The 13,202-nt window shown below is 56.9% G+C and carries 12 protein-coding genes and 2 pseudogenes; all 14 read right to left on the reverse strand.

The features are described from left to right. Window positions 1–46: 46 nt before the first annotated feature. The 14 genes and pseudogenes from pgsA to HMCN_RS18885 all read right to left on the reverse strand — a co-directional run bounded on the left by pgsA (window position 47) and on the right by HMCN_RS18885 (window position 13,195). Complete coding sequence (gene pgsA / locus HMCN_RS0114750; RefSeq protein WP_025918100.1) at window positions 47–631, reverse strand: CDP-diacylglycerol--glycerol-3-phosphate 3-phosphatidyltransferase; 585 nt, start codon at window positions 629–631, stop codon at window positions 47–49. A gap of 49 nt (window positions 632–680) precedes the next feature. Next, window positions 681–2,537 carry an excinuclease ABC subunit UvrC gene (uvrC, locus tag HMCN_RS0114755; RefSeq protein ID WP_025918101.1) on the reverse strand — a complete coding sequence of 619 codons (1,857 nt, stop codon included), beginning with the start codon at window positions 2,535–2,537 and terminating at the stop codon, window positions 681–683. 139 nt (window positions 2,538–2,676) lie between these two features. After that, a complete protein-coding gene (gene nagZ, locus HMCN_RS0114760) occupies window positions 2,677–3,759 on the reverse strand; it encodes a beta-N-acetylhexosaminidase (protein ID WP_051567008.1) in 1,083 nt (360 codons plus the stop codon). A 40-nt stretch (window positions 3,760–3,799) separates the two neighbouring features. Continuing rightward, on the reverse strand, window positions 3,800–4,192 hold the full coding sequence (gene acpS, locus HMCN_RS0114765) for a holo-ACP synthase (protein WP_025918103.1): 393 nt from the start codon (window positions 4,190–4,192) through the stop codon (window positions 3,800–3,802). Between the two features lie 22 nt (window positions 4,193–4,214). Beyond that, window positions 4,215–4,982 carry a pyridoxine 5'-phosphate synthase gene (gene pdxJ / locus HMCN_RS0114770; RefSeq protein WP_025918104.1) on the reverse strand — a complete coding sequence of 256 codons (768 nt, stop codon included), beginning with the start codon at window positions 4,980–4,982 and terminating at the stop codon, window positions 4,215–4,217. A gap of 28 nt (window positions 4,983–5,010) precedes the next feature. After that, complete coding sequence (gene recO / locus HMCN_RS0114775) at window positions 5,011–5,916, reverse strand: DNA repair protein RecO (protein ID WP_025918105.1); 906 nt, start codon at window positions 5,914–5,916, stop codon at window positions 5,011–5,013. Between the two features lie 13 nt (window positions 5,917–5,929). Beyond that, window positions 5,930–6,832 (reverse strand): GTPase Era, encoded by a 903-nt coding sequence (gene era / locus HMCN_RS0114780; protein ID WP_025918106.1) that lies wholly within the window; start codon window positions 6,830–6,832, stop codon window positions 5,930–5,932. Between the two features lie 102 nt (window positions 6,833–6,934). After that, a pseudogene (gene rnc / locus HMCN_RS0114785) lies at window positions 6,935–7,708 on the reverse strand (ribonuclease III); the annotation flags it as partial. 13 nt (window positions 7,709–7,721) lie between these two features. Further along, the gene (locus tag HMCN_RS0114790) at window positions 7,722–8,111 is read right to left on the reverse strand and encodes a DUF4845 domain-containing protein (protein ID WP_025918108.1); all 390 of its coding nucleotides are present in this window, start codon (window positions 8,109–8,111) and stop codon (window positions 7,722–7,724) included. 21 nt (window positions 8,112–8,132) lie between these two features. Then, a pseudogene (lepB, locus tag HMCN_RS17895) lies at window positions 8,133–9,045 on the reverse strand (signal peptidase I). Beyond that, window positions 9,042–10,835 carry a translation elongation factor 4 gene (lepA, locus tag HMCN_RS0114800; RefSeq protein ID WP_025918109.1) on the reverse strand — a complete coding sequence of 598 codons (1,794 nt, stop codon included), beginning with the start codon at window positions 10,833–10,835 and terminating at the stop codon, window positions 9,042–9,044. The pseudogene lepB and the gene lepA overlap by 4 nt, the downstream one beginning before the upstream one ends. Window positions 10,836–11,225: 390 nt before the next feature. Continuing rightward, entirely contained in the window at window positions 11,226–11,495 is a 270-nt protein-coding gene (locus HMCN_RS0114805; RefSeq protein ID WP_025918110.1) for a glutaredoxin family protein, read from the reverse strand. A gap of 74 nt (window positions 11,496–11,569) precedes the next feature. Continuing rightward, window positions 11,570–13,021: a DegQ family serine endoprotease gene (locus tag HMCN_RS0114810; RefSeq protein ID WP_369792158.1), complete on the reverse strand. Its 1,452-nt coding sequence runs from the start codon at window positions 13,019–13,021 to the stop codon at window positions 11,570–11,572. A gap of 45 nt (window positions 13,022–13,066) precedes the next feature. After that, on the reverse strand, window positions 13,067–13,195 hold the full coding sequence (locus HMCN_RS18885) for a MucB/RseB C-terminal domain-containing protein (RefSeq protein WP_081801534.1): 129 nt from the start codon (window positions 13,193–13,195) through the stop codon (window positions 13,067–13,069). Window positions 13,196–13,202 lie beyond the last annotated feature (7 nt).

Raw genomic sequence — 13,202 nt, forward strand, 5'->3', positions numbered from 1 at the left:
CACAACAGGCGCACATTATATAATACGTAAATTGCTTGTCAAGAACTTAGAGCAATCTGCCTGCATTTTCCCTGATTAGCGGCCAGGCGCGACGCAGGTAATAAAACATCGACCAAACGGTAAGAACCGCCGCCACTGCCATCAACCAGGCACCGTACAGACGCGTGTCGATTAGGTCAAAGGCGACATCATAGTAAAGCAGCATCGGGATTGCAATCATTTGCGCGGCCGTTTTTATTTTCCCGATGGAGCTGACTGCGACCGATTTGGAGGCGCCGATCTGCGCCATCCACTCCCGCAACGCCGAGATAGTGATTTCCCGCCCGATGATAATGAACGCGATTACTGCATCGACGCGATTCAGCTGCACCAATACCAGCAACGCTCCGGCCACCATCAACTTGTCCGCCACCGGGTCCAGGAAGGCGCCGAAGGCGGAAGTCTCGTTCCAGCGCCGGGCCAGAAAACCGTCGAACCAATCCGTCACCGCAGCCACGATAAAGATGATCGTCGAAGCCAGGCCTTTGGCGCCGGGCGACAGCATTGCGTCGGGCAGATAAAATACGCCAACCACCAGCGGAATCAACGCGACGCGCAACCAGGTCAGAAAAATAGGAATATTGAATGGCATAAGTTTATCTTTTGATTCTTGTTTTCCGGTGCAAATCGCCGATAGGCAACTAGTGTAGTTGCTTATAGATATCTTCGGCCAGCTGTCGCGAAATCCCTTCAACCGAAGCGATATCCTCCACGCTGGCATCGACCACGCCGCGCAGGCCACCGAAGCGTACCAGAAGTTTCTGGCGGCGCTTGGCACCAACGCCCTCAATCTCTTCCAAACGCGAAGCCTGCCGCGTTTTGGCACGTTTGGCGCGCATGCCTGTGATAGCGAAGCGATGCGCCTCATCCCGGATTTGGGCCACCAGCATCAGGGCGGCAGATTCGCGCCCCAGTTCCTGCGGTGCACGGCCGTCGACGAATACCAGGGTTTCCAGCCCGACCTTGCGCCCCTCCCCTTTGGCGACGCCGACAATCAGGCCGGTATCGAGGCCAAGTTCGCTAAACACTTGCCGCGCCATCTCGACCTGCCCCTTGCCGCCGTCGATCAACACCACATCCGGCATGATGCCGTCGCCGCTGGCAATTTTCTCGTAGCGCCGCTTCAATACCTGGCGCATTGCCGCGTAATCGTCGCCAGGCGTAATGTCGGTGATGTTATAACGCCGGTATTCGCCATTTTGCATCGCATGATGATGGAACACTACGCACGATGCCTGAGTCGCTTCGCCTTGCGTATGGCTGATGTCGAAGCATTCGATGCGCAAGGCGGCGATATCGGCAATATCGATGCCCAGCACATCGACCAGCATGCGGGTGCGCGCTTGCTGCGAGCCTTGCTCCGAGAGCAGCCGTGCAAGGGATATTTCTGCGCCTTTGGCCGCCATTTCCAGCCATTGGCGGCGCTGTCCCTGCGGCTGAAACAGCAGGTTGATGCGATGGCCGCATTGCTCCATCAGCGCCATCATCAGTGCGGGTTCATCGAATTCAATGCTCAGGATCAGCGTACCAGGAATGAATTTGTCGAGGTAGTGCTGGGCCAGAAACGCCTTCAGAATCTCGGCTTCCAGCGTTTCTCCGGCACTCAGGTCGGCGCAGTCGATCTGGGTCGGGAAATAAGCCCGGTCGCCCAAATGGCGCCCGCCCCGCACCATCGCCAGGTTGACGCAGGCGCGCCCGCCCTGCACCAGCACCGCGATGATGTCGATATCGGCATCGTTGCTGGTTTCCATGCTTTGCTGGTGCAATACCCGCGACAACGCCTGTATCTGGTTGCGCACTGCCGCCGCCTGCTCGAACTTGAGTTCGGCGGCAAACGCGCGCATCTTCGCTTCCAGCGTCTGCAGCACCTCGGATTGGCGCCCGCGCAGGAATTTGGCTGCGTTTTCGACATCGAGCAGGTAATCCTCGGCCGCGATCGCATTCACGCACGGCGCGCTGCAGCGGCGAATCTGGTGCAGCAGGCAGGGCCGGGTGCGGTTGGCGAACACGCTATCCTCGCAGGTGCGCAACTGAAACACCTTTTGCAGAATCTGCATCGATTCCTTGACTGCCCAGGCACTCGGGAACGGGCCGAAATACTGGTTTTTCTTGTCGATCGCACCACGGTAATACGCCATGCGCGGCGTCTTCTGCGCGCTGATTTTCAGATACGGATAGGATTTATCGTCGCGAAACAGGATGTTGAAGCGCGGCTGCAGCGACTTGATGAGGTTGTTCTCGAGGATCAGAGCCTCGGCCTCGCTGCGGGTCACCGTGGTTTCCAGCCGGACGATGCGCTCGACCATCATGGCGGTACGCGGGCTGGCGAGGGTTTTCTGAAAGTAACTGGCGACGCGCTTCCTCAGGTCGCGCGCCTTGCCGACGTACAGAATCTTGTCTTCCGCATCGAAATAGCGGTACACGCCGGGCAAATGCGGCAGCTTGGCAACCGTTGCCAGGACAAGATCGCGCGGCTGTGGGATGGCGTTTTCGGTCATCGCGAGGGCATCAGTGTGTAACGTGACGAGCGGGAGCAGCAGCCGGCATCTGCCGCTCATACCCCATTATGTATATAAATAAACAACGCCATTCCCGCTTGCATTCAGGACGGGAAAAAATATACTCCATAAATTACGCTCATAGTGACTGCACTAGGCGCAGCGCAGCCTGGTAGCGCAGATCCTGCTGCAAGTCCTGCCAATCGGGCGCCGCCGCAGTCGGCAGCAAAGCCAGCAGGCGTGCCGCCGAGCGCGCAGCGGTTGCACGGGCCACTGGACTGGTGCCGGGCCTGAGTCCGGCCAGCAATTGGTCCGCCTTGTCCGGCGCATTGCAGATCAGCACCATGTCGCAACCGGCCTTTAGCGCCGCCCTGGCGCCGTCGAGCACGCTGCCGGCCACGCTGGCGCCTTCCATGCTCAGATCGTCGCTGAAAATGACGCCTTCGAAGCCCATCTTGTTGCGCAGCATCGACAGCCATTTTCTGGAAAAACCGGCCGGATGCTTGTCCACCTTGGGGTAGATCACATGCGCCGGCATCACCGCCGACAGGCTCATGCCGAGCCAGTCATACGGTGCGGCATCTTCCGCCAGAATAGCCTGCAGCGGCCGCTCGTCAACCGGGATGGCGACATGCGAATCGGCCTCGGCAAAGCCGTGACCGGGGAAATGCTTGCCGCAATTGGCCATGCCGGCCAGCAGCAGGCCGTGGTTCAGGCTTTTTGCCAGCAGCGTGACCACGCGCGCGTCGCGATGGAAGGCGCGGTCGCCGATCACGCCGGATTCGCCGTGATCGAGGTCCAGCACCGGCGTAAACGACAGGTCCACGCCGCAGGCGCGCAACTCGGCGGCAAGAATATAGCCCACCGCTGTGGCGACATTGGTGGCCTGCAATACATCGCGCTCCCACAATGCACCCAGGGTCCGCATTGCCGGCAATTTGGTGAAACCACCAGCTTTGAAGCGCTGTACCCGCCCGCCTTCGTGATCGACCGCAATCAGGATGCCCGGGCGGGCCGCATGGATCGCGGCAGTCAGTGCGGTCAACTGCTTGCGGTTGGTGTAGTTGCGCGCAAACAGGATGACGCCGCCGGTCTGCGGATGGCGGATGCGGCGGATATCCTCGGCATCCAGCGTGGTGCCGGCCACGTCGAGCATGATGGGACCAAGCGTGGTAGCGGCCAAGGATGGCGCGATGAAATCTGCCTTGCGAATTGTTCTCATGTTCTCTCGATGATTTTTATATGTTTGTTGCACGATTTTTCTATGCTTTTTCCACGATCACGAAGGCGACCGCATACTCGCTCTCGTCGGTAATCGAGACTTGGGCGGTCAGCCGGTTGCTGTCCATGAATTCCTTGAGCGCACCGCTGGTGACGACGACCGGCTTGCCGCTCGGCGCATTGATGGTCTGCATCGAACGCCAGGTCATCGGCATGCGCATGCCGAGGCCGATCGCCTTGGAAAACGCTTCCTTGGCGGCAAAACGAGTCGCCAGGAAACGCAGGCCGCGGACGGCGACCTGCTGCTTGCGCCGATGATATTTTTCCAGTTCCAGCGGGCCGAGTATCTTTTCTGCAAAACGCTCGCCATTGCGTTGCAACGCAGCCTCGATGCGCTGGATGCGGATGATGTCGGTGCCGATGCCGAAAATCATGCGATTCTATCCGCGATACCCATCACGCTTGCAATGCGGCCAGACGCGCCTGCACCATGATCGCCTTCATTTCGCGCACTGCGGCTTGCCAGCCGACGAACACGGCGTGGGCGACGATCGCATGACCGATGTTGAGTTCGGCAATCCCGGGAACCGCAGCGATCGCTTGCACATTGGAGTAATGCAGGCCGTGGCCGGCATTGACTTGCAGGCCGTGCCGGATGCCTTCTTGCACACCGGCCTGAACACGCGCCAACTCCTTGGCCTGCTGCTCCGGCGTATGGGCATCGGCGTAGCGGCCGGTATGCAGCTCGATCACCGGCGCGCCGACTTGCGCCGCCGCCGCAATCTGCTCCGGGTCGGGATCGATGAACAGGCTGACGCGGATATTCTCAGCCTGCAACTGGGTAATTGCAACCTGGATCTGGGTGAAATAGCGCACCACGTCGAGCCCGCCTTCGGTGGTGACCTCAGCGCGCCGCTCCGGCACCAGGCACACATCCTGCGGCTTGATGCGGCAGGCGAAATCGACCATCTCGCTGGTGACGGCCGATTCCAGATTCATCCGGGTCAGCAATAGCGGCCGGATCGCGATCACGTCGGCATCCTTGATGTGGCGACGATCCTCGCGCAAATGCAGCGTGATGACGTCGGCGCCGGCCTCTTCCGCCAGCAAGGCGGCGCGAATCGGGTCGGGATACACCGTGCCACGTGCATTGCGCAAGGTTGCTACATGATCGATATTGACGCCGAGATCGATGATTTGACTGTTGGGTTGCAGGAAGCTCATGGAAGTGATGACGATGACGTTGGTTGACTTATAACTGCATCAAATCTATCAGAATTTGACGCGTATTGAGCGGTGCGCCGCCCAAATGATGTGCCAGCAGTGCGCGCATCAGGAATTTGCTCTGGGTTTGGGTGGCGGATTTGTCATAGTTGCCGCATTCCATATCCAGCAAGGTCTGTCCGCACACGCGCGGCCAGAGATCGGCCGGACGCGCCAGGCGCGCGCCGCGTTCCGGATCGACCACATATATCGCATCCGCGCTCACCGTCGCCCGGGTGGTGGTGCATAGCGTCAGATCGGCCGCCACTCCGGTCTCTTTCAGCAAAGCACGTTCGAAGCGACGCAATACGATCGGAGCAGCTTCGCCATGCGCCAGCTGGTTCAGGGTCGAGACGTAGTGATTGAAGAGCGTTGGATGCGGATCATCGCGGGCCAGCAATTTGAGCAGCAATTCATTGAGATAGAAGCCGCACAGCAGCGCGGATTTTTCCAGCGGCAGCAAGCCGCCGACCCATTCGACGCCAATCAAGGTGCGAATTTCGCCCTTGCCGCTCCAGCCCACCGATAACGGCTGGAACGTCTGCAGCACACCGCGCAGCGCGGAATGGGCACGCTTGGCGCCTTTCGCCACCAGCGCCACGCGGCCATGATCGCGCGAAAAGAAATCGACGATCAAGCTGGTTTCCTTGTACGGATAACTGTGCAGCACGAAACCGGGCTGGGCCAGAATCCGGCGGTCCTTTTCCGGAGATTTCAATTTTTTGGGAGGCAATGCCGCAACTCCGGCTGCGGGACTGGCAATGCGCCCGGTTCGCGGACTGCGCTTTACGGCCGGTTGCACATCGCCAGGAGCGGCTGCTGCTCGCCCCGACGGCTGCCCTGGTGCGGTGGCATCTGGCGGCTGCGCGGGCTTGGCGCTTGCAGTCACATCCATCGGGTTTCCGGCCTTACTCGTAGCCGTAGGCGCGCAATCCGGCTTCGTTATCGGCCCAGCCGGATTTGACCTTGACCCAAATTTCAAGGTAAACCGGGCCACCGAAGAGTTTTTCCATATCGAGCCGCGACTGCGTCGAAATATCTTTCAGGCGTGCGCCTTTCTGGCCGATGACCATCGATTTGTGGGTGTCGCGCTCCACCAGGATGGCGGCGAAAATGCGCCGCAGGTCGCCTTCCTGTTCAAACTTCTCGATCAGTACCGTGCTGGTATACGGCAGCTCATCACCGACGAAGCGGAATACCTTTTCCCGCACAATCTCGGCGGCCAGGAATTTTTCGCTGCGATCCGTGATGTCGTCAGGGCCGAACACCGGCTGGTTTTCCGGCAGGAAGCGTTTGATTTCCCCTTGCAGATTATCCAACTGAAAGCGCAGCTTGGCCGACACCGGCACCACCGCGGAAAAATCATGCATCGCTGCGATTTTCTGTGCAAACGGCAGCAGCACTGCCTTGTCCTTGATGCGGTCGGATTTATTGATGACCAGGATGCAGGGCACGTTTTTGGGGATCAACGCCAGCACCTGACTATCCGCAGGGCCGAAGGTGCCGGCCTCGATGATGAACAGGATCACGTCGGATGCGGTGAGCGTATTGGTCACGGTGCGATTGAGCGTCTTGTTCAGCGCATTCGAATGGCGGGTCTGGAAACCGGGCGTATCAACGTACACGAATTGCGCATCCTCAACTGTCTGGATGCCGGTGATGCGATGGCGCGTGGTTTGCGCCTTGCGCGACGTAATGCTGACTTTGGCGCCAATCAGGGCATTCATCAAGGTCGATTTGCCGACATTCGGGCGGCCGACAATGGCGATGTACCCACAGCGGAAATTGGCGGGAGATGCGGATTCAGTCATGCGTTTTCGGGTATCGGTGGCGATAATAGGTGGTTGAGGTTCGGATATGACAGCATCATATTACTCTTGCGCGGCAGAGTCGGTACCGCCCTGGACTTCGTGCTCGGCAGTCGGATTTGCTGACGCATCGGACTGGAGCGTTGCGATTCCGGCCAGCTTCAACTGCGAGGTGCGCGGCTTGCTTTTGCGCGCAGACGGCTTCAGGGCTGCAGCCTTTGCCGCCTCCAGCGCCAATTTGGCCGCAGCCTGCTCCCCTGCACGCCGGCTGCCGCCGGTGCCGAAAACCTGGATCTCGAGCTTGGGAACCAGGCATTCAATTTCAAACTCCTGATTGTGCGCGGCCCCGTGCGTGGCTACCACATTGTATTGCGGCAGCGCTATTTTTTTACCCTGAAGAAACTCTTGCAATAAGGTTTTGGCATCCTTGCCCAAGGTAGCCAGATCGACCGTATCCAGAATCGGATTGTATAACGCGCAGATAACGTCGCTTGCCGCATCGAAACCGGTATCCAGGTAAATCGCGCCGAACAGCGCTTCCAGCGTATCGGCCAATATCGAGGGACGACGGAATCCGCCGGATTTCAGCTCGCCTTCCCCCAGTCGCAGAAAATGCGGCAAGCCCAGGCTCTGGGCTATCTCGAACAGCGCTTGCTGCTTGACGAGATTGGCGCGCACGCGCGATAAGTCCCCTTCATCGATGTCGATGTAGCGCTTATACAATAATGAAGCAACCACGCAGTTCAGAATCGAGTCGCCCAGGAACTCGATACGTTCATTATGCAAGCTGCTGTGGCTGCGATGCGTCAAGGCCTGCTCCAGCAAGGCAACATCCTTGAACGTGTAGCCGATGCGGTTTTGCAATAACATCAAATCCATTTTGATCCGTAACTCAATCTATCGCTTTGGTCTCAGCCCTGGCAGTCTTCGCAGACGTACCGGCATATTCAAGCAGCAGACTGGCGGGGCCGAACAGCGGAATTTTCTTTTGGTAAGCAAAGCTCACTTCCATCTCACCGTCAACTTTGACGATATCCAAATCCTTGCCGGCAATTGCCTCGATGTAACCAACATTGGCCTGCCGGTCAAACGCAGCCCGAATTTCGCCAGTGGTGGTGCCGGCGGCCTTGGCCGCCACGATGGACTTGCGGATTGCGCTATATTCAATCACTGTCGGCACCACCTTCATGCCCAATACGGCAATGACGGCGACAATCGCCAGCACAAAAATCAACCCTACCAGGGTAAGCCCCTGCTGCCTGATTTTTACTGTGGTGCGCATACATCCACTCCCCGTTTTGATTTAATGGAAACTGCCGATACGTTTGATATCGCCCAGATTCATCCAGACGAAGAATGCCTTGCCAACTATATTCTGATCCGGCACGAAACCCCAGTACCTGCTATCCAGACTATTGTCGCGATTGTCGCCCATCATGAAATACTGTCCTTGCGGCACGGTGCAGGCGAAGCCTTCAATATTATAGGTACACAATTCATGCCGCGGAAACGCATCGGGGTTTTGCACGTAGGATGGCGCACGCTCATCGTTGAGTATCCGGTGCGTGACTCCGGTCAAATTCTCCGCATATTGCTTCGAATAGCTCAAATGTTCTTCGTCCAGGTAATCCGGCAGCGGCTGGTAATCGACTTTCTTGCCATTCACCGTCAAACGCTTGTTTTTGTTAGACTATTTTGTCGCCAGGTACGCCCACCACCCGCTTGATGTAATCCAGCGCAGTATCTTTCGGGTATTTGAATACCATCACATCGCCGCGCTGCGGGTTGTTGATATTGATGATTTTCTTGTTGATGATCGGCAGACGAATGCCGTAAGTGAATTTGTTTACCAGGATCAAATCCCCTATCACCAGGGTAGGCACCATCGAACTCGACGGTATCTTGAAAGGTTCATACAAAAACGAGCGCAGGAAAAAGACCATCGCAATGACCGGGAAAAAACTGCCTGAATATTCGATCCAGGTCGGCTGTCTGAGAATATTGGCTTCCAACGCCGTACGCCCGCTGGCATCGCGCTTGATGCCATCGGCCTGCAACTTGGCATTGCGTGCATCGAATTCAGCCAAAGCGGCATTTGCTGCAGCGCGTCGTTGTTTGGACAGGTAAAACTTATCCAGAAACCAGACCACGCCGGTAACTACCGTCAAAATAAACAGAATTAAGGCGAAATTTCCCAAAAGAGCTTGCAGGTTCATTTGTCATCCACTTGTAAAATTGCCAAGAACGCTTCTTGCGGAATCTCCACCGAGCCGACTTGCTTCATGCGTTTTTTACCGGCTTTCTGTTTTTCCAGTAGCTTGCGCTTGCGGCTGATATCGCCGCCATAACACTTGGCCAGCACGTTCTTGCGCAAGGCCTTGACGTTTTCGCGTGAAATGATGTTGGCGCCGATGGCAGCCTGGATTGCGACGTCGAACATCTGGCGCGGAATCAGTTCGCGCATTTTCGCAGCCACCGCACGGCCGCGATATTGGCTGTTGGCGCGATGCACGATGATCGCCAGCGCATCGACTTTTTCGCTGTTGATCAGCATGTCGACCTTGACCACATCGGCAGTGCGGTATTCCTTGAACTCGTAATCCATCGATGCGTAGCCGCGCGAAGTCGATTTCAGACGATCGAAAAAATCCAGCACGATTTCCGCCATCGGCATTTCGTAGGTCAGCTTGACCTGCTTGCCGTGGTAATTCATGTCGATCTGAATGCCGCGCTTCTGGGTGCACAGCGTGATCACCGAGCCGACATATTCCTGCGGCATATACAGGTTGACGGTGACGATCGGTTCGCGAATCTCTTCGATTTTCGAGGGATCGGGCATTTTTGAGGGATTATCGACCATCAAGATGGAGCCATCGCGCAACACGACCTCATAAATCACGGTAGGCGCGGTGGTAATCAAGTCCATGTCGAACTCGCGCTCCAGTCGCTCCTGCACGATTTCCATGTGCAGCAAGCCCAGAAAACCGCAGCGGAAACCGAAACCGAGCGCCTGCGATACTTCCGGCTCATATTGCAGTGCGGCGTCGTTGAGCTTCAGCTTTTCCAGCGAGTCGCGCAATGCATCGTACTGGTTCGCCTCGACCGGAAACAGGCCGGCAAAGACTTGCGGCTGGACTTCCTTGAAGCCGGGCAGCGCCTCGGCGGCGGGCTTGTTGAGCAGGGTCACGGTATCGCCCACCTTGGCCGACTTCAATTCCTTGATGCCGGCGATGATGAAGCCCACCTGCCCGGCCGACAAGGCAGTTCTGGACACCGATTTGGGAGTAAATACACCCACGCTCTCGACCAGATGCTGGGCACCGGTGGCCATGAACAGGATCTTGTCCTTGGGACGGATGGTGCCGTTCTTGATGCGCACCAGCATCACCACGCCGACATAATTGTCGAACCACGAATCGACGATCAGCGCCTGCAACGGCGCCTCCGGGTCGCCCTGCGGCGGCGGCACCTTGGCAATCAGCGACTCCAGCACATCCTGCACGCCGAGGCCGGTCTTGGCGGAGCAATGGACCGCATCGGTGGCATCGATGCCGATGACTTCCTCGATCTCCGCGATCGCGTTGTCCGGATCGGCGGAGGGCAAATCGATCTTGTTCAGCACCGGCACCACTTCCACGCCCAAATCGATGGCGGTATAGCAGTTGGCGACGGTTTGCGCCTCCACCCCTTGCGACGCATCGACCACCAGCAACGCGCCCTCGCAAGCGGACAGGGAACGGCTGACTTCGTAACTGAAATCGACATGCCCCGGAGTATCGATCAGGTTCAGATTGTAAACCTGGCCGTCGCGCGCCTTGTAACTCAGCGCTGCCGTCTGGGCCTTGATGGTAATGCCGCGCTCGCGCTCGATGTCCATGGAATCAAGCACTTGCGCTTCCATTTCACGATCTGACAAGCCACCGCAGAGTTGGATAATACGATCTGCCAGCGTCGATTTGCCGTGATCAATATGAGCGATGATGGAAAAATTGCGGATATTATTCATTGAGCCAAACGCGGTTACAAAAAAGGCGCTCCAAACCGGGCAATCTCCCCGGCGAGCGCCTTGTTGCTGAAGGTTATTCGAAGCCGGCATTTTACCGGATTTCAGGGGGGAATACCCGAGTAATCGGGATCATCAAGGACAAACCTGTTTCGATCAAAGAGCGCGATTGCAAAACCGGCCAAGAAACCATCTGCCAAATCAGCCCTGTCCGACGATGGGTGCGCTACCCATACAATTTTTCCCCACGCGCGGAAAATCCCTCTAAAATTATCAAATATATAGGGAGTATATGGATAATCATCTGATTTTTCGCGGATATAACTGCGAATTTAAAAAATACCTACTTGTGTATGAGAGTGAATATCTGAACTTGCAAAACCACAATAATGCTTATCGTGCGCCACCAGGTTGCGCTGCCAGAAATGCACTGACTTTTTCCAGGTCCAGATGATAATGGCATAACTGCACCCCATTCGCCCCGCTTTGGTGCCCGACCAGCACTGGCACCAACTCGTCATACTGTCCCAGCAAAACGTCGTCGCGATCGATATCGAGAACTTCAACCTCAAATACAGCCCGTGCGCGGAACGCCTCCAGCGCTTGCAACATGTCATCGCACAGATGGCAATATAGTCGCGAGTAAAGTGTGAATTTGATCATAATCGAGCAAAAACCTTATCAAAGCAAAGGGCTGCAAGCGATCTTGGCTTGCAGCCCTTGAACCGGCAGCCGGATTATTGGCTGTTTGGCCTTAACGGGACGAACTGCGAAGAGTCCCCACGACGCACCAGCAGCACCACCGTCTTTTTCGGCTCGGCTTTGCCCACCAACGCGTTGAATTCTTTTGCATCCTTAACCTCGGTATTGTTAAATTGCAAAATAAGATCGCCTGCGCGCAGGCCGGCACGGGCAGCCGCACCTTCGGCTGCCTCAACCATTACCCCACTACCGACTTTGAGTTCCTTCTTTTGCGCCGCAGTCAGATCGCTGACCACCAGACCCAAGGCATTTGCTACGGCATCCGGCTTGGCTTTCTTGTCCTCTTTTTGCGCAACTTTCTCGGATTCCATTTCCGTGATCAAAAGGGCCAATTCACGGCTAGCGCCCTTGCGCCAGATCGTCAACGAAGCACGGGTACCCGGCTTGGTATTGCCGACCAGCCGCGGCAGGTCGGAGAGGCGCTCAATGGCAATGCCGTTATATTTCAGAATAATATCGCCGGCCTGCAGGCCGCCTTTTTCTGCCGGACTACCTGGCTCGACCCGCTGCACCAGCGCTCCCTGCGCCTTGGCCATGCCAAGCGACTCGGCGACATCCTTGGTAACCTCGCCGATCTGCACTCCGATGCGGCCACGGGTCACCTTTCCTGAAGCCTTCAATTGCTCGGAAACGCGGATTGCCTCATCAATCGGAATCGCAAACGAAATTCCCATGTAACCGCCGGAGCGACTATAAATTTGGGAGTTAATGCCAATCACCTCGCCGCGCATATTGATCAATGGCCCACCCGAATTACCTGGATTGACCGCGACATCGGTCTGAATCAGCGGCAAATAATCCCCGGTATCACGCGCCTTGGCAGAAATGATGCCGGCAGTCACAGTGTTGTCCAAGTCGAAGGGAGAACCGATTGCGATCACCCACTCGCCGACCCGAATCTTGTTGGAATCGCCAATAGTCAAACGCGGCAGACTGCTGCCTTCGATTTTGACCAGGGCAACATCGGTACGCTTGTCAGCGCCAATGATTTTCGCCTTGAACTCGCGCTTGTCGGTCAACTTGACATAGACCTCATCGGCGCCATCGACCACATGCGCATTGGTCATCACATAACCATCCGCCGACAGGATGAATCCCGAGCCCACGCCGCGCGGCACTTCTTCCTCGAGCGGTGGGGGCTGTTTCTTGTTACGCGGAGTGCGGTCCGGCCGCTGGGGCGGGATCGGTATACCGAAATAACGGCGGAAAAACTCCTGCATTTCCTGATCGTCATTGCTTGGCGTAGCGGGTCCGGCTTTCATTTTTTCCGTGGTGCGTATATTTACCACTGCGGGGCCGGTTCTCTCTACCAGTTCGGCAAAATCCGGCAAGCCGGCAGTTACGGCTGCGGCGGGAGCCGCAATCGCACTGCCGCCGAAACCGGGTATTGCCGGTGAAAAAAGCCAGCTCACCGTGCCCAACATCATCATGGAAAGCGTCTTGCTAATAGAAATAGACATTTTCATATCGTTTTACTTGGGTTTATATTCAATTGAGTTGGCCAGTTGCATAACCGATTTAACAGGCACCTCACCGACGATGGTAAGCCAGAAATCGCCATACCGTTTACCCAAAATGGTCATCGCACCCTGCTGACGCACACCCTCC

Origin of the sequence: Herminiimonas sp. CN, from assembly GCF_000622895.1 — a bacterium.
Classification (GTDB): domain Bacteria; phylum Pseudomonadota; class Gammaproteobacteria; order Burkholderiales; family Burkholderiaceae_D; genus AVCC01.

Excerpts from the sequence above, each read along its gene's own strand:
- pgsA (WP_025918100.1), bottom strand. The coding sequence starts at position 631 with ATGCCATTCAATATTCCTATTTTTCTGACCTGGTTGCGCGTCGCGTTG.
- uvrC (WP_025918101.1), bottom strand. The coding sequence starts at position 2,537 with ATGACCGAAAACGCCATCCCACAGCCGCGCGATCTTGTCCTGGCAACG.
- nagZ (WP_051567008.1), bottom strand. The coding sequence starts at position 3,759 with ATGAGAACAATTCGCAAGGCAGATTTCATCGCGCCATCCTTGGCCGCT.
- acpS (WP_025918103.1), bottom strand. The coding sequence starts at position 4,192 with ATGATTTTCGGCATCGGCACCGACATCATCCGCATCCAGCGCATCGAG.
- pdxJ (WP_025918104.1), bottom strand. The coding sequence starts at position 4,982 with ATGAGCTTCCTGCAACCCAACAGTCAAATCATCGATCTCGGCGTCAAT.
- recO (WP_025918105.1), bottom strand. The coding sequence starts at position 5,916 with ATGGATGTGACTGCAAGCGCCAAGCCCGCGCAGCCGCCAGATGCCACC.
- era (WP_025918106.1), bottom strand. The coding sequence starts at position 6,832 with ATGACTGAATCCGCATCTCCCGCCAATTTCCGCTGTGGGTACATCGCC.
- HMCN_RS0114790 (WP_025918108.1), bottom strand. The coding sequence starts at position 8,111 with ATGCGCACCACAGTAAAAATCAGGCAGCAGGGGCTTACCCTGGTAGGG.
- lepA (WP_025918109.1), bottom strand. The coding sequence starts at position 10,835 with ATGAATAATATCCGCAATTTTTCCATCATCGCTCATATTGATCACGGC.
- HMCN_RS0114805 (WP_025918110.1), bottom strand. The coding sequence starts at position 11,495 with ATGATCAAATTCACACTTTACTCGCGACTATATTGCCATCTGTGCGAT.
- HMCN_RS0114810 (WP_369792158.1), bottom strand. The coding sequence starts at position 13,021 with ATGATGTTGGGCACGGTGAGCTGGCTTTTTTCACCGGCAATACCCGGT.